This window comes from Bulleidia sp. zg-1006, from assembly GCF_016812035.1.
GTDB lineage: Bacteria > Bacillota_I > Bacilli_A > Erysipelotrichales > Erysipelotrichaceae > Bulleidia.
Genome location: NZ_CP069178.1, coordinates 186,253 through 204,048, shown reverse-complemented (window position 1 = coordinate 204,048; position 17,796 = coordinate 186,253). Strand labels below are relative to the sequence as shown.

Sequence of the window (17,796 nt, the reverse complement as noted above, 5' to 3'; positions counted from 1 at the left end):
TTATCGTTCGATTTCTTCAATCTCTTTCGTTTTCTTTTTATCCTTTACTTGTTGCATAAAGATAACTCCTTTTTGCCCTTTCCACTTTTAAAATATTGTCATTTTCACGAAAAGGAAAAAGAGGACAGATGTCCTCTTTTCTCTTGTCCTAATTTTTATTGGCTTTTTTTCTTATAAATAACGATAGAAATACCTGCTAAGCCAATCAATAAGCCAACTAACCATACTGTTAAACTGGTTGAATCCCCAGTATGTACTGTCTTTTTAATGATAGGCAAGGCTTCATCATTCACTACAATCTTGACTGGATTTTCTTTTGCAAAATTGTAATCTTCGGATAAGACAACTTTATGTTGCTGAGAATTGATACGGTAGCCTAGAGGTGCTTTGGTTTCTTTGGCATAATAGCCACCCATATCTTCGTTATACTCAACCTCAAAAACAACCATTCCTTTTTCATCTGTTAAGGCTACACAATCTTTACCATTCACGTCTTTAGCAATCTTGCCGTCTTTCGTAAATAAAGTGATTTCAGCTCCTTTTAGCTTTTTGTTTGGATTTTGAGCATCTACTTTCTCCACCGCCACATAATACTTCTTTCGCCCATCAACAGCCTTAATCACTTGTGGCTGTTCTTGTGTTCCTTTTGCTTCGAACTCAATATCTTTCATGATTTCATATCCGAAAGGAGCTTCCTTTTCATGAAGGCTATATTTCTTTCCTTCTTGTAAGTATTTAGAAATATCCATTGCCTTTCCTTCTGTTTTAAATTCAGCCACGACTTTTTTGTGCTCATCTAAAACTTGAAGAACAGCTCCAGGTACTGGCTTTCCATGGTTGTCTATCTTATCTACTAAGACCTTCATTGTTTTATCCACCATGGTGACTGTAACATTCATCGTCTTATCACCGGCTTTAGGAGCTGTAAACATCACATCTTTAGCCTTATGAACACCGGCTACCACTTCTGTTTCTCTTAGGATGTACTTTTTACCTTCTTGTAGATACTTACCGGCTTGCCAATCTGTATCAGCTTTGGTCTTATAGATAGCTTTATTTCCATCTTTATCCATTGCGACTGAACCATCTTCATTCAAGATAGTTAAGGTTACATCAGCGACACGATCTCCCTTTTCTGTTACCTTTTTAACGATGACATCTATTTCTTTATCGACCATAGTTACCGTAACACTCAAAGTCTTATCTCCCTTTTTAGGAGCTGTAAACATCACATCTTTAGCCTTATGAACACCGGCTACCACTTCTGTTTCTCTTAGGATGTACTTTTTACCTTCTTGTAGATACTTACCGGCTTGCCAATCTGTATCAGCTTTGGTCTTATAGATAGCTTTATTTCCATCTTTATCCATTGCGACTGAACCATCTTCATTCAAGATAGTTAAGGTTACATCAGCGACACGATCTCCCTTTTCTGTTACCTTTTTAACGATGACATCTATTTCTTTATCGACCATAGTTACCGTAACACTCAAAGTCTTATCTCCCTTTTTAGGAGCTGTAAACATCACATCTTTTGCAATATGCACACCGGCAACCACTTCTGTTTCTCTTAGAATATATTTCTTTCCTTCTTGCAGGTATTTAGAAACATTCCAATCTGTATCAGCTTTGGTCTTATAGACAGCTTTATTTCCATCTTTATCCGTTGCGACAGAGCCATCTTCATTTAAGATAGTTAAGGTTACATCAGCGACTTTATCGCCCTTATCCGTCACCTTTTTAACGACGACATCCATGGCTTTATCCATCATCTTGATGGTTACATCTTTATCTTTGATGGCTACAGCAACATCTTCAGCTCTAACATAACCCTTAGGCGCTTTTAATTCATGTAAGACATACTTTTTACCCGGTACTAAGCCTTCAATTGCAGTGGCTTTTTCTGTGGTCGTAAACTCTTTGACCTTTGGTTCTCCGACATCATACTTTCCATTCTTGTTTACATCTTCATACAAACCTAATTTAGCTCCAGCTAAAGCAAGTTGTCCTTCTGTGAGTTTTTGGATTTTAGCTGTACGTCCAATGGCACGAATGGTAATAGAACCATTACCTGGATCATTTAAATCACCTCGAACAATCACGTTTTGAGCAGACCCATATAGGATAATTGGTCGAACCCCAATTTTATGTTCTTTACCTCTAAAACTCATTGTATGATTAGTATTTAAATCTTTTTCTGTTAAAGTAATCGTTACTTTGTTTCCAGATACTTTGGCATTAGAAAATGTGTTTTTCGTCAAGTTCTTATATTTCAAAACATTTTTTTGATCCACAACGGTATAAGTCTTACCAACAATACCATTTTCATATTTAGCGTGCTGTCCTGTCTTCCCTACTTTTTTTCCATTCTCACCATAAATCTGAAAATTAGGTTCACCTAGACTAGCTTCATAACGATTCACATCCTTTAAAATGGCTGCTTTGATTGTTTTAACTTTATCCGTTACTTTATTAGCGTTCGATAAATGACCATATTGCGGATTATTTGGTAAATAATGAACCTCCGAATCTTTATACTTGGAATCTAGGGTTTGCCAAATTAATATCTGTGTTGCAATGTAGTGAATTGGCTCTTTCCTTCCGTTATGACCATATCCAAAATAAGAAATTGCCGAAATCTTTTGTTTAGTAGAAGCTGATAAGGATTTATAGTCTTCTAAAGAAGATGTCGCATATACATCTTGTCCTATTTTCATCGCTTTCTTTGGCTCAATACAGTAAGCTGGTGTTCCATTATGGAAATGCAGTCTTTGTGGAAGAATCTTATTCCCATTCGTTAATGTCGTGTTTTTAACACGAACCCAATAACCTGAATAGCCGCCATCTGATACCGTAGCAGCTTGTACGGTGGTCTTGACTGTCCACATGGTTGTAATCATCATCATGGTCGCAAAAATTAAACTGAATAGTTTTTTAAATTTATTTTTCATCTTTTTTCTCCTTTTTCATCAAAAAAGACGGAATTTTATCCGTCTAAATAATTCTCTTTTTATTTTCTATCTCTAAGGTGGAATACCTTTTAGAAATTTTTTCTTCATCATTTCTTTTTCCTTTCTTGGGGGCGTTTCGCCCCCACCACTTCGATACAAAAAAAGACGGAAAAGTCCGCCTTTTTATTGATTAATCTTCTCCAGCTTTGAATGAGCCATCGTTTGTAAATATCACATGGCAACCATCAAAGTCGGAATCTCCATATGTAAATCTTCCGTAGTGATTATGCTTTTCAGCCCATTCCACATATTTTTGATAGACCTGTTCACTAGTCATACATACTTTTTTATGTGTTTCACAATTGCCATCCGCATCATAATTTTTATATGGACAAGCCTTTGGTTTTGGTTTGGAAGTATTCGTTGCCCCAGATGGTTTTTTAACTGGCTTTGTTTTGCCTTTGGAATTAGAAGATGTATTCCCTTTGTTTGTATTCTTCCCTTTCGAGTTTGTATTAGAAGTAGACTTCTTCGTTTGAACATTGGATTTAGAACTTTTCACTTTAGCTGCTGTGCTATTGTTCTTCTTAGTTGAAGTTGAAGTGGATACTTTAGAGACTTCCTCTTTTTTCGTGGAAACTTCCTTTTGAGCCGGAGCTGTTTCCTTAGCTTCCACTTTCTTTTCTGATTGTTTCACTTCTTCCTTTTTCGTTATTTCCGGTTGTGGTTTTGAATTTGAAGTGGTGATGGTTTCCGTTTGTCCATCATTCTTTTCAGCAACAGTTGCACTTTGTTTCGTACCGCAACCATTCAGTAACATGACCGCCACTAAAGCACTCATTCCTAACGCATTTATCTTTTTCATATTAACCTCTCCTTTATCTTATCTCTTTCTTTTTATTTTTCCTATCCCTTCCTACCAATTCATTTTTTTGTTCTCCATGTTTTTTTAATCTCCTTTTTCCTTGATACTTCTTCTCCGTTTTACTATTAATCTATCTCCATCCCCAAAAATAAAAGTTGATCCCTGAAGACCAACTTTCGCTAGAGAATGAAATAATTAAAACGTTAATTTCTTTTGACTTATAGTTAAACGCACTTTTAACTACATCCATATTGTATGTCAAGTAAGTTTCCAAAATCAACCCCTTTTTTGGAAACTTTTTTGTGAAAAATCACTGTTTTTTCGATTTTCGAACCCTTATAAATCCAGTATTTAATAGGGTATACGCCACTTGTGAAGGATTCTTACATTGATATTTTCAGAAAAAAAGAAAATTAATTAATTTCTTCACAAGTTATGTAAGCGTCTTACATTTTTGTTGATTAGTATGAGCCACATCAACTAAAAAGGGTATGATTACATCATCATTCCCTTATTCTCTATCTTTTCCTCCGATTCTTCGATCTCTTCCTCTTGTTCCCAAGGATGATAGACTAATTCAATGTTCCTATTGCAAAACTTCGTTAAGTCCAGTTCACTATCTTTAGCCGTTGTTAATGTGGTTTCTCTATTAGCTAGGTTTAGCCAGTCATATTCATTTAATAAGTCTTGAAAAATTTCAATTGCCTCTCGATTAGTGATACTTTTTTTTGAAATATACACGGAACCTTGATTCCATTCAAAGCCATTTTCTTCCATATATCTTTTAATATCAGAATAAGCATTTCGCCAACTTTTTGATGGATAATATGAATCTAGTAACTCTGTATCTAAATCAAACGCTATTTGTTTCCTGGACACACACTAAAACCTACCTATTTTTTTTAAATGCTTCATACTTAATGCAAGATCATCTGTGTTTTCTTCAGGATCTTCTTCATTAGTCGTTTTCCAACTATCTAAGAGCTCTAACAACTCCTTTTTATATCCTAATTGTACATTAGCGTATAACAGAGTTTCATATTCTTTTTGATTTTTAGCAATAAACATCAGTTCTTTAAGAGTGGTGCTTTTGTTACTCAATTTCCCTATTTTGTTATTAAATGAAGCTTCAATTTCTTCTTTCCAGTAATCATAAATATTTTTTTCAATATTCTTCTTGAAAATAAACGTGGTTGTCTTCATAATCTCTCCTTCGTAATATTTACCTCTTTGATTCTATCTTTCTTATTCTTCCCAGTCAAATTCCACTCTCTCAAAAATACGGTGGTAGGTTAGCCCTAATTTTTCCCACCTCTCTCGCCTATCATCTTCAATTTCATTAGATCCCTGGACAAAATTTCCATATTCCATTGTTGACCACATATCTAACCAGCAAGATGTTATCATTTTTTCGATTGCCCTTTTCTTATATTTTGAAAGCGTTTTTTTACTGACAGATAAATCCTTAGCCAATTCTTCCAATGACTTATTTAAATAGGAATTAAAATATTTGTGAATAAACATCAGTCTTTCCATTTTTTCTAATTGGTTAAACTGATCCATAAAAATCTTAACCCTTCTTTGATAAGTAATTTCTTCATTAATCATTAATTGATTTTTATCAATTGGGATAGATTGTGAGCTTGTATCATTCTTTTCATAGGAGATTGCCCGAACCAGCACATTATTTTTCCAAGCCGAAGGATTAAGAGAGAATAGATATTCCTCATTGAACACAATTAATTTGGGAGAATATTGATTATTTTCTTCGATGATATCTATCATTAGGTGATTCAATCTTTCTTCATAGCTGTTAGCTGATGAGTCACTGAATATGTCGTAATAGCTTCTCATTTTTATTCTCCCTTCTAATTGGTATAATTCATACCAATTGGTTTTTTGTGATCAATTCCAAGATTCCATTCATTAATTCATCTCCAATCTGTTTATTTTCTAAATCTTTTAGAGTTACTTTAAGTCTCTTTTCATTTTGAAGATCGTTGACTAATTGAATTAATTCTTTCTTACCGGCAGTTTTCAAATAATGAATGACAAGCTTTTTTTGAGTGAAACTATTGACTAGATTTCTATTTACTTTGTATTTCAAAGAAGAAAAGTGAGAGGCTAATCCTAAATACTTAAACAAGCTATTTTCCTTTTCAAATTGTTCTAGTCTTGAAATATCTAATTCTATTGTTTCTTCTAATTTAGTGAAGTCCATATCTTCTTACCTTTACTTTTTCATGTTGGATGATATTTCTTCAATCATTGTCATAATATCCATTAATTTTTCTACTTCTAATTTATTCAAATAAAGATCTGTATACTCTTCTGATAAGCGATAAAGTTTTTTTGTTGCCTGGAAAAGTTTTTTTCCAAACTTGGTAGCAGTTAAAACTGTGTCATCTTTTTCCTTTGGTTCATCTACTACTTTTGAATCACCTATGGATTTTTTATTCTTGCTGGATAGATAATTTCCAACAAACGCTTCCTTAATACCAGTTAATGTGGCAACCCTAGTTCTTACCCTTCCGAATCCATACTTTTTTTTAATTACTTCTAGGGATAAATCAATAATCCTTTCCTTTTCTTCCTTAGTGAGATCTCTATGATTGTTTGCTCCGATGATTTTTAAAATCTCTTCATCGTGATTTTCAATCTTAGGTTGAATCAGTATTGGAACAGACCCGGTTATATCTTTGCCATGATATCGATAAGATTTTTCATCTAAGAAAAGGTTTTTAAGAGCTTGCAATCGTCTGTGACCTGAATATAGAACTACATTTCCATCTGAATTCAAATAGCCGGTTAGGACTTCTTCTAGTCCTTGTTCCTCAATATTTCTTTCCAATAATTCAATATCTGTCAGTTCAAAAGGATTTTCTGAATTTCCCAAAACCAAATCTAATGGTTTTAGAAATACCTTGGTTAAATTAGCAACTTCTAATTGACTATTAGATGAACCAACAATTCCCTTAATATCAAAACTAGTCATTATTCTTGTACCTCCTCAATCCAATTTCTATAATCTTCTGCTACGTTTGCTTTTTTATAATCCAAAAGCGATGTATGGAGGAAATATGTTTCCCTAATAGCTTTTGCTTGATAGCGAATAGTTTGGTTATAAACCACATCTCCATAGATTTCTTTTAATTGTCTTAACGCCTCCTTTTCTGTTGAATTTCTATTTACCATGGTTATTAGTATTCTAATTTTTACAGGGTTTTCTCTAGGTAATTCATTTAAAGCATTAATTGTATTGGTATATGTATCTTTGACCCCTTTAAATGAATTGCGATCAATATTAGAAACAATAATAATCTCATCCGCAGCATAAATAGAATTAATGGTCATTAAGTTTAGAGCCGGGTTATTATCAATGACAATCTCATCAAAATCTAAACTCTTTAGAATTTTATTCAGTGAAAATTGAGGTAATCCATTCGCTGAATTAGACTGTAACGTATACGCTACATTGAACAATTCCAACGAAGCTGGCAAAACGTATAAATTTTCAAAATCACTTTTCCAAAGACAGTCACGTACTTCTTCCTTTTTCATCAAAAGCCCAGCTAAGTTTCTACGACTGATTGTTTCATCTTCGTCAAAATTTAAATTTGGCAGTAAATAATTAGTCGCATTTCCTTGCCCATCACAATCAACTAATAAAGTCTTTTTCCCTTCCTTAGCAAAGCCTTCTGATAGTTGTAAAGCTGTAGTGGTTTTTCCTACACCACCTTTGATATTTATAATCGATCGAATCATTTCTTTTCACCCTCCCTAGATTCCACATATGTATTTCATTAGAAATTCATTCATTTCAGTATCAAAATCTTCTATCAAACTATCTAAATTTTCTTGCACTCGAACCACATTCATAAAAATTGAAAAAGATAATTTTAGTTTTCTGTTTCCTGATAAGACTTTTGTATAAAATCCTTTTTTCATGCGATTTAGATATTTCTTAGATAGCGTCATAAATCGATCATATGTTTTCAAATCTTGATAAAAATACCCATCTCTAACAGCAATCCACCCTTGTTGAATTTCTCGTTCAATATGTCGGATAGCCGTGTTAATTCTGGTTAAATTTATGTTTTGATATTTATTCAACCAAGAATGTCTTTTCAATCTTGGAATGCTAAAGGATTTAGAAAATGAAATTTTCATCTTCACCAACGCCGCAACAATACACTGACGGATATGATTTAACAATCGATCAAAACCAATACGCTTTTTTCTATCCCTGTTCTTTCTAGCAAACCCATCTGCTGAAAACAATCTACTCTTTAAACTGAAGTGTGATTTCCAAGTCTTTCTAACATCACCAGGACTTACAATTTGTTTCGCTTCAGGATCAGTCGCCTTACACAATTTTCCGGTAGTTCTATTTTGAAACCTAGCTGTTTTCCAATAATCAACATATTCTACTTCTTCTGAACTGTAATAACGTTCAGAGATAAGAATGTGAACATATCGACCGGCTCCTTTTTTCACTAACCAAGCCGCATAAGGCAAAGCCGCTTCCTTTCCAAACACTTCCTTCATCACTTCCTTAACAAAGCCACGAATATCTTGCAAACTTTGTGGAAGTAAAATGGTAAGGCTCTTAGCTTGAATATTAGCTGTCATGATTCTTTTACCGGCTCGACTAAGTTCAAACTTCTCTAACAAGCGGAAGAACTCAACACAGCCAATCGTTGAAACCGTCGCATCTAAAACAAGTTCACCAATATTTCCTGCCATCCAATCAGAAATGCTTACAACCGATTGTAAATCATCATAAATATTGCTTCGATTTAAAAATACTTCCATAAGACTCCTTTATTCAATTAACTACACATCATAGGTTTCCTATGTTGTTTTTAAATTTTGATTTATTCAAAATCATGAAATATTTATCCGTTTTTTGAAAATAATAAATTTAATTTAACTTGATAAATAGTATCCTTTCATTTAGAATTACCTTGTAAGCCATTAAGAATAAATAAGGTGGATGAGGCGACTTAGGTATTCTTAATAAATCTATTCTTAGATTTTTAATTAATGAATTGTCAGTTCATTAATTAATGTGCTTGTTGGTTGATTAGAAGCAGTTTCTGCTTCTTTTTTATTTCTCCAAATTTGAAATAAGTTCCGATAAATTTTCAAATTCAGGAAATTCATTATTTTCAATGATTTTTTTGTAAAAAAGATATTCCGTTCTAAATTGCTTTAAAGCTGATTTGACAGACAGATGATGGCGATTATATTTTTTTAAAATTAAATCTAAATTACTCCACCCAAACTTTTGTATGTCCTTGGCAATACAGTATCTTTCTTCTAATTTAATGCGATCATTTTTTCCCCTTTTATGTGTAATTTCCATTTATCCCTTCTCCTTTCAAAGAAACAAAAAATGCAGACGATACATTTTTATATCTTTCTGCATTTATTTTAAAATTTACATATTTATCGAAAAATTTCAACACATATTGCGAACTAATTTTATTTTCAAAGGGAAACCGTTATTTTTGCGAATGTCTAAACTAAATCTTAAAGTTGTTCCAAGATATACTTCTTCACATCTTCCAAAGAACTTTTTTCCCACTCCCTCTTTTCTGCTTCTAAAGACAAAGGATAAATGATTTGAAAATCCAAGACCTCACCGGGAACACGACCACTTCTCTTTTCCTGTAAAAAATTCTTTTTCCACTTTTCTTCACTAGCATTTTTAAATTCATCTGGCTTTTGATACAACAATTGACGCTTATAAGCCGCCACCATCATTTTCGCCGCCAAAGGAAGTAATAAACGATACTCCTTTTCATTCACATTCTGAAAAATAGATGGTAAAGGGCAAGCTTCAATTCTTCCTGTCTTGCGATTGATGAAAATTCCCTTTGCCTCCCAAGTCATTTTTTCTTTCGTGAAATATAAGCGAACCACCTCACCAAACTCTGTATTGAACTGACTACGTTGATAATCTGTATCAAAAATGAAATTCCCTAAAGAATAGAAAATCATCTTATCACCTACTATCTCATAATTCATTGGTACATGCGGATGATGAGCCACAATCACATCTGCTCCCATATCCAAATAAGTCAAATAACGATTACGAGTATAGGGAGAAGGTAAAGAAGTAAATTCTTCCCCTCCATGAACCACCAGCACACACCACTTACACGATTTCTTAATTTCCTGGATACTTTCTTGAATCAATTCCATTTCATTCCATAAATAACAACCCGCTTTATTTTCGCCGGCCGGTTTACAGCCTCTACGATAACCCAAACTGAAAATACCAATACCACCAGCTTCATTTAAGTAAATAGGTCTTCTGGCTTCGGCTATATTCATTCCTGCGCCAATTGTCTGAACCTGATGCAGACGAGCTAATTTCAAGGTATTTTCAATTCCTTTTTCACCTGCATCCATAATATGATTGTTGCAGAGGTTCCAAATATCAGTCCGCATCTTTTTCAATACGGAAATAGCTTTCGGATTCATCGTATGCACCAATTCACGGTCGCTTTCTTTCTGTTCAACCAAGGCTCCTTCCACATTCACAACCACATGGTCAGCCTCATGCAAAAAAGCCATTATTTCTGAATCAATCAAATCCTCATCTTCCCATTTATGATTCATATGTTTATCAAAACCGATATCACCTGTAAATACCAATGAACTACTATCTTTCATTTCAACCTCTTCATTATTTTCTCTATCATCATAGCACGCATTCTTTCTTACTTAATACTAGAGTATAATGATAAGCGCAGAAAAGGAGTTTTATAAGATGATTCAAAATCAAATTAAACCAGAACTATTCAAACTAGCCAAACAATCCGATATTGATTTAAAAGAAATTTATGCACACATTGACGATGTCTGTCTTTATAATTCCGATCGTATTCTTTCTGCTTTTATTGAAAACAAGGTTTCTTATTCCGATTTTGCGGACATTAACGGTTATGGTAACTACGATGAAGGTCGAGATAAATTAGAGTGCATCTTTGCTCGTGTTCTTGGTTGTGAGGATGCCTTGGTTCGCCCACAAATCATGTCAGGCACCAACGCTTTATATCTAACCTTTTCTGCCCTTTTAAAACATGGAGATACGATGATTTCCCTAACCGGAACACCCTATGACTCTTTGCAAGAAACGATTGGTTTAAGTGGTAATTCCAGTCAATCCCTAAGAGCCAATGGTGTACTTTATGAACAAATCGATTTAATTAACAATGAGTTGGACGAAGAAAAAATTATTACTCGTTTAAAAACACCTAATGTTCGATTGGTCGAAATTCAACGTTCTAGGGGTTACTCTTCTCGTGATTCTCTTTGTTTGAATAAGATTGCTCATGTAATTCAGAAAATCCGTGAAGTAAACCAAGAGGTAATAATCATGGTGGATAATTGTTATGGCGAGTTGGTTGAAAAACAAGAACCTGGTCATATTGGAGCCGATGTGGTTGTTGGCTCTTTAATGAAGAATCTAGGTGGAGGAATTGCTTCGACCGGTGGTTATGTAGCTGGTAAAAAAGACATCATTCAAAGTATCGCCGACCGTTTAACCGCTCCTGGTATTGGTAAAGAACTGGGAGCGAACTTTAACACCAACAATTCTTTCTTTAAGGGCATTTTTATGGCACCAAGTGTGGTAAGAAATGCTTTAAAGACACAAATATTCACTGCCTATATGCTGGAAAAGCTACATTATAAAAACGTATCCCCAAGATACAATGAATGTCGCACTGATATTATCCAAACCGTCGAGTTAGAAACAAAAGAAAACTTAATAAATTTCACCCAAGGCATTCAAGAAACCTCACCAATCGATTCCTATGTGAAAGTACTACCGGCCACAATGCCCGGTTATCCCTTTGATGAGGTTATGGCTTGTGGGGCATTTACCCAAGGTAGTACCATTGAATTAAGTGCTGATGCACCTGTTGTTCCACCTTATACACTCTACCTACAAGGTGGTTTATCCTTAGAATATGGTAAGCTATCCATTCTTCTAGCTTTATCCAAATTGAACACAACTATCCAATAACCCGTTACAACGGGTTTTTTGTTTCCAAGATACCAGAAATTATCAAAAAGGCTTGGTTGATTTTTGCCAACTATACCATTTCCCTAAAAAGAAAGCACTAGTGTACAGGTCTTTCCCTGCATCAGCTAGTGCCTTGTTTTTATATGTTTTTCAATCTACAAATTTTTGCTTACTCCAACATTTGACATAGAGTCTTAAAAAATAATCCGTCATTTCTCACTAACAACTTCCCATTTGTCCACCATCGATACGAATGACCGTATTATTGATGTAGCTTGCTTCATCACTAATTAAAAAACGAACCAAATTAGCGACTTCTTCCGGTTTACCATAGCGCTGAACTAGAATCTTTTCACATTCCTTTTGCAAGAAATCCTCATCGTAGCCATCCAGCTCACTCTCTGTACCAATAAAACCAGGTGCAATTGCGTTCACATTCACGTATGGCGAACACTGCCATGCTAGGTTATGGGTTAAAGAAATCAAAGCCGCTTTCGAAGCATCGTAGTCAAAACTCATAGGATAATAACTATTCATTCCATTAGTAGAAGAAATATTGATAATCTTACCATACTCTTTTTCAATCATATGAGGATATACTCTCTTTGCGCAATTGTATGCCCCCACCACATTCACATCCAAAGTCCGACGAAATTCTTCAGCTGTCTTTAAATGGAATAAATTAGATAAATCAATCGCTGCATTGTTGATTAGAATATCGATATAACCTAACTCTTTTTCAACTTGGCTGACCATCGCATCCACTTCATCTTCCTTAGAAACATCCGCTTGAATGGCCAGACAAGGCATAGGACACTCCTTATCTAACATTTCTTTTAAAGCCAACGCTTCTTTTTTTGAGTGTTGATAATTAATCACCACAGCGTATTGATGCTTCGCCAATGTCATAGCAATTGCTTTACCAATCCCTTTAGCGGCCCCTGTAATTAAAGCAATCTTAGGCACGACTTGCATATTTACCATCAGCGGTAGACACAAGAATCTTTTCCCCTTGTTCGATAAATTGAGGAACGCGGATTGTGATTCCTGTATCCAAAGTCGCATCCTTTGATTGCGTTGAAGGAGCACCCTTAATTGCCGGTGTTGTTTCCACGACGGTTAACGTTACCTTATCTGGTAAATCAATGGATAACACATTGCCATCAAAGAACATCAATGTGACTTCCATACCATCCACTAAGAAATTCTTACTGTCACCAACATGCGCATCATCCAATTCATACATTTCATAAGTTTCTTGATCCATGAAATAGTAAATAGAACCATCATTATATGAATATTGTGCATTCTTCTTTTCAATCATCGCCGCTTCAAACTTTGTTGAAGCGTTGAAGTTTCTCTCTTGCGTCGATCCTGTTTTGAGATTCTTCATCTTTGTTTTTAAAATAGCTGCTCCCTTACCTGGTTTCACATGTTGAAAATCCAGAACAACCCATGGATCATCATCCACTAATACGGTTAATCCCGTCTTAAAATCACCTGCTAAAATTGCCATAGTATCCTCCTAAATCAATTCTACTCACACTAATTCTAGCCTTTTCAAGTCATTCACGCAATGAAGCTTCTCTTAGAAAACTGTTAGTCTCTCTTCTTTATGAGACTTAATATACTTTGTCCACTTAATATAGCCATAGGTTGAATTGGTTAAATAACCAAGCTTCAATACCAATAAGACGTATTGTCCTAACATAATATTCATCGTTGCCTCTAAAATAGCACTGATAAACCACGCCAACCATTGTTCACGAAAGCGAAAGAAAATGAATAAACCATTCGCTATACCAACCGCTGTTGCGCAAGCATCTAAATACGCAAGCCAAGTAGCTACTGTACGATTCATCACAAAGTCAGTTTGAATATCTAAGCCACTAATAAAATAGCCAACTACAACTGTAAAGACCACAATACCGCTAATAACTAAAACTTCTTGCCAACCAGTCAAACGGCGCACAATGGTTAAATCTTCATCTTCCCTATCTTCATGTTTCGACCAATTGATAAAGCTTAAAATATCAATCGGTATCCAGAACAACAATGTAACCACCATAGACGCAAAGCGATACATCAAGACCAAGCTAATCGCTATTTCAACCAATTCCACTGCAATCGAGACAAGGAAATTGTATTTACTTTGTTTCGATATTAATAGTTCACATAAGATATTAAGGAAAGTATCCATGAGGTACAACCACATAATGATAATTCCATTCACCCCATTCGCACTTTCCGATGGAGAGACGATGGCGACTATCGTCGCTAAAACCATAATCGATAAGAACCACGACTTCTCGTAGGTCGTAAACATTTGTCCAAAGACAATCATAATCAATAATGAAATGGATAAGATTGTTAAGGCTGAACATAGATTAAAAAAGAACATTGTTTTTTCAGCCATCTTTTCTTTATAAGTAGCCTGTATTTTTTCTAAATTAGGATTTTTCTCTGTAAAGAATAAGTTCGTACCATCTTGACTTTTGTATTGATGGGCTTGAATGGTATCCTTTTTCAAATGGTCGTATTCCTCTTTGGAATAATTCACAATCATCTTTTGTTCACCCTGTCGGTAAACCACATCAAATACCGTCGCATCTTCACTGAAATCTTCACTTTCTTTATCTCTTGTCATTTCTAGTTGACCAACGTATTTGGTTTCACCCACCTTGGCATTTAATTTTTGGTAACCCATTCCACCAGAGACGATTGCCCCAAGCATCAACAGTGCAAAAATAAGTGTCGCAATTTTGATCATTTTCTTTGAAAAATCAATTTTTATTTTCTTCATTCATTCAACCCCTTAGCTCTGTTTCTATTTCTAAGCCAAAATCTTACTTATTATAATATAAAGCCACTCTTTTTGACGAATAAATAAGTGACCGTCTGTCAACACACAACTTCACATAATCAACCTGCTTTACAATTCAACTGGGGATGATAAAATAGTTTTAGCACTTTTTCATTAAGAGTGCTAAAGAGGTGACAATATGAATAATAACAATAACAAACAACGAAAACCGTTGTTGTATTACTACTCTTTGGTTATGTTAGTGCTGATTTCCATGAATTTAATCTTGCGACCAATTGTCCAGCAACAAAATATCAAGGAAACATCCTACACCACTTTCATTGAGAAAACCAATAATAATCAAGTTAAGAAAGTCCGTGTCGAACAAAATCAAATCTATTACGAAGTTGAAAACGATAAAACCATTTATAAAACAGGGGTTATCCATGATCCACAATTAACGCAACGTCTTTATGAACACAAAGTAGATTTTTCTTCCACCATCAAAGAAGCAAGTAATACTTGGATAGACATTCTATTAGCTTGGATATTCCCGATTCTAATCGCCACTTTCTTTGTTCGTATGTTGATGCGAAATGCCACTAAGAATGGTTCCAATTCCCCTCTTGGTGGTGGAATATTTAACTTTGGTAAATCCAATGCACGTGTACATGAGAAATCCAAAGAAGATATTCGCTTCAAAGACGTTGCCGGGGAAGATGAAGCCAAGGAAAACTTACAAGAAATCGTCAACTACTTACATGATCCAAACCAATACAAATCCATTGGTGCTACGATGCCAAAGGGCATTCTCTTAGTTGGTCCTCCAGGAACGGGTAAGACCATGTTAGCGAAAGCCGTTGCCGGTGAATCCAATGTGCCATTCATCTCTATTTCCGGTTCTGAGTTTATTGAAATGTTTGTTGGTATGGGAGCTTCCAAAGTTCGTGATTTGTTTAAAAAAGCGAAAGAAAAAGCACCTTGTATCGTCTTCATTGATGAAATTGATGCGGTTGGCGGTAAACGCTCCGGTAACATTGGCGGTAATGATGAGCGTGAACAAACTCTGAACCAATTACTAACGGAAATGGATGGTTTTGAAAACAATAATGGGGTGGTTATCCTAGCTGCCACAAACCGTCCGGAAAACCTTGATCCGGCTTTACTTCGTCCAGGTCGTTTTGACCGCCGTGTGCCTGTTGAATTACCGGACCTGCAAGGTCGTGAAGATATTTTAAAGGTTCATGCTAAGAAGGTAAAAACAGAACCAAATATTGATTACAACATCATTGCTCGTATGGCTTCCGGTGCTTCTGGTGCTGAACTGGCGAATATCATTAACGAAGCCGCTTTAAGAGCTGTTCGTGAACATCGTCAAGCCGTTAGTCAAAGAGATTTAGAGGAAAGTATCGAAGTTGTCTTTGCCGGTTATCAAAAGAAGAATGCGATTTTAACGGACAAAGAAAAGTTGGTTGTTTCTTACCATGAAATAGGTCATGCCCTAGTGGCCGCTTTACAAACACATAGCTCCCCTGTGCAAAAGATTACGATTATCCCTCGTACTTCCGGTGCTCTTGGTTATACCATGCAAGTGGAAGAAGGAAACCATCCTCTATACACTAAAGAAGAATTGGAAGAAAGAATCGCGACTTTAACAGGTGGTCGTGCCGCTGAAGAAGTAGCGTTTGGTTCAATTACAACCGGAGCTTCCAATGATATTGAACAAGCCACTCGATTAGCTAGAGCCATGATTACTCGTTACGGTATGTCTGATTTTGATATGGTGGCGATGGAAACCGTGCAGAATAAATACCTAGGTGGCGATACATCTATAGCTTGCTCCGATGCGACAGCTGGTGAAATTGATAAGAAAGTCGTTGCTTTGGTTAAGAAGCAACACGATTTAGCAAAATCCTTATTAACCGAACATAAACAAGACCTAGATAAACTAGCTCAATTCCTTTATGAAAAAGAAACCATTACCGGTGAAGAATTCATGAATATCTTGAATGGAACAAGTGGACAAGTCCAAACAGACGAAAACCAAGACTAATCATCTTGGTTTTTTTCTTGATAGTGCATAAATCGTAAACTAAGCTCTAACAAGGGCTCTTCTTTCTTTAAATCCAGCCCAAACAGTTCTTCCATTTGTTTGAAGCGGTATTTAACAGTATTTAAATGAAGCTTTAATAGCCGAGCACATTCACTTTTAGAATAATTGCCTTGAATATAAGCCTCTAAGGTTTGACAATAGTCACTGTGGTATTGGTTGTCATAATGTTTCATTCGCCATAATGATGGAAGAATAAAAGCCTGACCATTATATTTTTCATTCAAGCTTTGATAAATAAATTCCCAATACACATCTTCAAAATGGAGAATATGTTTCCTTTTAGAAAGAGCGAAAGAGGCTTGCTGATACGCTTCTGGCAAATACTGTAAATCATCGTAATAAAAAGAAGATCCGGAAATCATTTCCTTTTCCAAAACAATTGATTGGTTGCTTAAAATAAGAGCTTGTTCTTGTTGCACATAGGCAATCTTCGGTTCAGGAATTTGCTTCAACCAATTCCATAAATACGCTTGGGCATTACTATTGTTCTCAACCATCTCCACTAACCATAAACGATAAGAACGATGCCAAGGTAATTTATTCGGTGTAACATCTGAAGAGCGATGGAGCAATTGATATAAATAATATTCTTTTGAAGAAAAAGGAAGTTGTTCTTTTTGTTTGCGAAGATAAATCGAGGCTCCTTGTACAATTTGTTTTAAAACAGAGGATGGAATAGGAACACCATCTACATTCATAATCGTTAAACGACCAATCCGTTTCTTCCCTTGGCGAACATCCAGAGCATAGGTTTGCACATGAAAAAAATAATCTTCAAAGGATTGGTACTCTTCTTCTAAGCTACGATTGGATAAAGTATTATTCCATTGATCCAGCACTTCTAGCCAAGTGGCACTTTCTTGTATCCTTTTGAGATATTGACTAGCGTTTTTATAGTTAGATATCGCTAATACTTGAAAATATTCATCCATCAGCCACATTGGACATTGGATTTCTTTAGCAACCGCATTGATATAAGCCTCAAGCGTTTCACATTGATAAACAAGTTCAAATACATCCATA

General features: G+C 35.2%; 17 protein-coding genes. 2 read left to right on the top strand and 15 right to left on the bottom strand.

Going from position 1 to position 17,796, the window contains the following annotated elements; genetic code table 11:
• Window positions 1-155: 155 nt before the first annotated feature.
• From JOS54_RS01005 to JOS54_RS00955, 11 genes are all read right to left on the bottom strand, one after another.
• The gene (locus JOS54_RS01005; protein WP_203245231.1) at window positions 156-2,951 is read right to left on the bottom strand and encodes a SpaA isopeptide-forming pilin-related protein; all 2,796 of its coding nucleotides are present in this window, start codon (window positions 2,949-2,951) and stop codon (window positions 156-158) included.
• A 190-nt stretch (window positions 2,952-3,141) separates the two neighbouring features.
• Window positions 3,142-3,816 (bottom strand): hypothetical protein, encoded by a 675-nt coding sequence (locus tag JOS54_RS01000; protein WP_203245230.1) that lies wholly within the window; start codon window positions 3,814-3,816, stop codon window positions 3,142-3,144.
• A gap of 495 nt (window positions 3,817-4,311) precedes the next feature.
• Window positions 4,312-4,695 (bottom strand): hypothetical protein, encoded by a 384-nt coding sequence (locus tag JOS54_RS00995; protein ID WP_203245229.1) that lies wholly within the window; start codon window positions 4,693-4,695, stop codon window positions 4,312-4,314.
• Window positions 4,696-4,698: 3 nt separating this feature from the next.
• The gene (locus tag JOS54_RS00990) at window positions 4,699-5,019 is read right to left on the bottom strand and encodes a hypothetical protein (RefSeq protein WP_203245228.1); all 321 of its coding nucleotides are present in this window, start codon (window positions 5,017-5,019) and stop codon (window positions 4,699-4,701) included.
• 42 nt (window positions 5,020-5,061) lie between these two features.
• A complete protein-coding gene (locus JOS54_RS00985; RefSeq protein WP_203245227.1) occupies window positions 5,062-5,601 on the bottom strand; it encodes a hypothetical protein in 540 nt (179 codons plus the stop codon).
• 97 nt (window positions 5,602-5,698) lie between these two features.
• The gene (locus JOS54_RS00980) at window positions 5,699-6,037 is read right to left on the bottom strand and encodes a hypothetical protein (protein ID WP_203245226.1); all 339 of its coding nucleotides are present in this window, start codon (window positions 6,035-6,037) and stop codon (window positions 5,699-5,701) included.
• A 12-nt stretch (window positions 6,038-6,049) separates the two neighbouring features.
• A complete protein-coding gene (locus JOS54_RS00975) occupies window positions 6,050-6,811 on the bottom strand; it encodes a hypothetical protein (RefSeq protein ID WP_203245225.1) in 762 nt (253 codons plus the stop codon).
• Complete coding sequence (locus tag JOS54_RS00970; RefSeq protein WP_203245224.1) at window positions 6,811-7,581, bottom strand: ParA family protein; 771 nt, start codon at window positions 7,579-7,581, stop codon at window positions 6,811-6,813. The genes JOS54_RS00975 and JOS54_RS00970 overlap by 1 nt, the downstream gene beginning before the upstream one ends.
• Window positions 7,582-7,596: 15 nt before the next feature.
• The gene (locus JOS54_RS00965) at window positions 7,597-8,631 is read right to left on the bottom strand and encodes a hypothetical protein (protein WP_203245223.1); all 1,035 of its coding nucleotides are present in this window, start codon (window positions 8,629-8,631) and stop codon (window positions 7,597-7,599) included.
• A gap of 295 nt (window positions 8,632-8,926) precedes the next feature.
• Window positions 8,927-9,184: a hypothetical protein gene (locus tag JOS54_RS00960; RefSeq protein WP_203245222.1), complete on the bottom strand. Its 258-nt coding sequence runs from the start codon at window positions 9,182-9,184 to the stop codon at window positions 8,927-8,929.
• Between the two features lie 167 nt (window positions 9,185-9,351).
• Window positions 9,352-10,500, bottom strand: a complete 1,149-nt coding sequence (locus JOS54_RS00955) for a CapA family protein (protein WP_203245221.1) — start codon at window positions 10,498-10,500, stop codon at window positions 9,352-9,354.
• Window positions 10,501-10,597: 97 nt separating this feature from the next.
• Between JOS54_RS00955 and JOS54_RS00950 the strand changes: the two genes are divergently transcribed.
• Window positions 10,598-11,857 carry a methionine gamma-lyase family protein gene (locus JOS54_RS00950; RefSeq protein ID WP_203245220.1) on the top strand — a complete coding sequence of 420 codons (1,260 nt, stop codon included), beginning with the start codon at window positions 10,598-10,600 and terminating at the stop codon, window positions 11,855-11,857.
• A gap of 219 nt (window positions 11,858-12,076) precedes the next feature.
• On the opposite strand, the gene JOS54_RS00945 is transcribed toward JOS54_RS00950, so the two are convergent.
• The 3 genes from JOS54_RS00945 to pnuC all read right to left on the bottom strand — a co-directional run bounded on the left by JOS54_RS00945 (window position 12,077) and on the right by pnuC (window position 14,660).
• Window positions 12,077-12,832, bottom strand: a complete 756-nt coding sequence (locus JOS54_RS00945; RefSeq protein WP_203245759.1) for an SDR family NAD(P)-dependent oxidoreductase — start codon at window positions 12,830-12,832, stop codon at window positions 12,077-12,079.
• Window positions 12,816-13,373 (bottom strand): elongation factor P, encoded by a 558-nt coding sequence (efp, locus tag JOS54_RS00940; RefSeq protein ID WP_203245219.1) that lies wholly within the window; start codon window positions 13,371-13,373, stop codon window positions 12,816-12,818. The genes JOS54_RS00945 and efp overlap by 17 nt, the downstream gene beginning before the upstream one ends.
• A gap of 72 nt (window positions 13,374-13,445) precedes the next feature.
• Complete coding sequence (gene pnuC, locus JOS54_RS00935) at window positions 13,446-14,660, bottom strand: nicotinamide riboside transporter PnuC (protein WP_203245218.1); 1,215 nt, start codon at window positions 14,658-14,660, stop codon at window positions 13,446-13,448.
• 199 nt (window positions 14,661-14,859) lie between these two features.
• On the opposite strand from pnuC, the gene ftsH reads away from it, so the two are divergent.
• Entirely contained in the window at window positions 14,860-16,713 is a 1,854-nt protein-coding gene (gene ftsH, locus JOS54_RS00930; protein ID WP_203245217.1) for an ATP-dependent zinc metalloprotease FtsH, read from the top strand.
• Here the strand turns inward: ftsH and JOS54_RS00925 are convergent.
• The gene (locus JOS54_RS00925; RefSeq protein WP_203245216.1) at window positions 16,710-17,795 is read right to left on the bottom strand and encodes a CdaR family transcriptional regulator; all 1,086 of its coding nucleotides are present in this window, start codon (window positions 17,793-17,795) and stop codon (window positions 16,710-16,712) included. The two genes, ftsH and JOS54_RS00925, sit on opposite strands and share 4 nt — an antisense overlap.
• Between the last annotated feature and the right edge of the window lies 1 nt (window position 17,796).

Excerpts from the sequence above, each read along its gene's own strand:
- JOS54_RS01005 (WP_203245231.1), bottom strand. The coding sequence starts at position 2,951 with ATGAAAAATAAATTTAAAAAACTATTCAGTTTAATTTTTGCGACCATG.
- JOS54_RS01000 (WP_203245230.1), bottom strand. The coding sequence starts at position 3,816 with ATGAAAAAGATAAATGCGTTAGGAATGAGTGCTTTAGTGGCGGTCATG.
- JOS54_RS00990 (WP_203245228.1), bottom strand. The coding sequence starts at position 5,019 with ATGAAGACAACCACGTTTATTTTCAAGAAGAATATTGAAAAAAATATT.
- JOS54_RS00985 (WP_203245227.1), bottom strand. The coding sequence starts at position 5,601 with ATGATAGATATCATCGAAGAAAATAATCAATATTCTCCCAAATTAATT.
- JOS54_RS00980 (WP_203245226.1), bottom strand. The coding sequence starts at position 6,037 with ATGGACTTCACTAAATTAGAAGAAACAATAGAATTAGATATTTCAAGA.
- JOS54_RS00975 (WP_203245225.1), bottom strand. The coding sequence starts at position 6,811 with ATGACTAGTTTTGATATTAAGGGAATTGTTGGTTCATCTAATAGTCAA.
- JOS54_RS00970 (WP_203245224.1), bottom strand. The coding sequence starts at position 7,581 with ATGATTCGATCGATTATAAATATCAAAGGTGGTGTAGGAAAAACCACT.
- JOS54_RS00965 (WP_203245223.1), bottom strand. The coding sequence starts at position 8,631 with ATGGAAGTATTTTTAAATCGAAGCAATATTTATGATGATTTACAATCG.
- JOS54_RS00960 (WP_203245222.1), bottom strand. The coding sequence starts at position 9,184 with ATGGAAATTACACATAAAAGGGGAAAAAATGATCGCATTAAATTAGAA.
- JOS54_RS00955 (WP_203245221.1), bottom strand. The coding sequence starts at position 10,500 with ATGAAAGATAGTAGTTCATTGGTATTTACAGGTGATATCGGTTTTGAT.
- JOS54_RS00950 (WP_203245220.1), top strand. The coding sequence starts at position 10,598 with ATGATTCAAAATCAAATTAAACCAGAACTATTCAAACTAGCCAAACAA.
- JOS54_RS00945 (WP_203245759.1), bottom strand. The coding sequence starts at position 12,832 with ATGCAAGTCGTGCCTAAGATTGCTTTAATTACAGGGGCCGCTAAAGGG.
- efp (WP_203245219.1), bottom strand. The coding sequence starts at position 13,373 with ATGGCAATTTTAGCAGGTGATTTTAAGACGGGATTAACCGTATTAGTG.
- pnuC (WP_203245218.1), bottom strand. The coding sequence starts at position 14,660 with ATGAAGAAAATAAAAATTGATTTTTCAAAGAAAATGATCAAAATTGCG.
- ftsH (WP_203245217.1), top strand. The coding sequence starts at position 14,860 with ATGAATAATAACAATAACAAACAACGAAAACCGTTGTTGTATTACTAC.
- JOS54_RS00925 (WP_203245216.1), bottom strand. The coding sequence starts at position 17,795 with ATGGATGTATTTGAACTTGTTTATCAATGTGAAACGCTTGAGGCTTAT.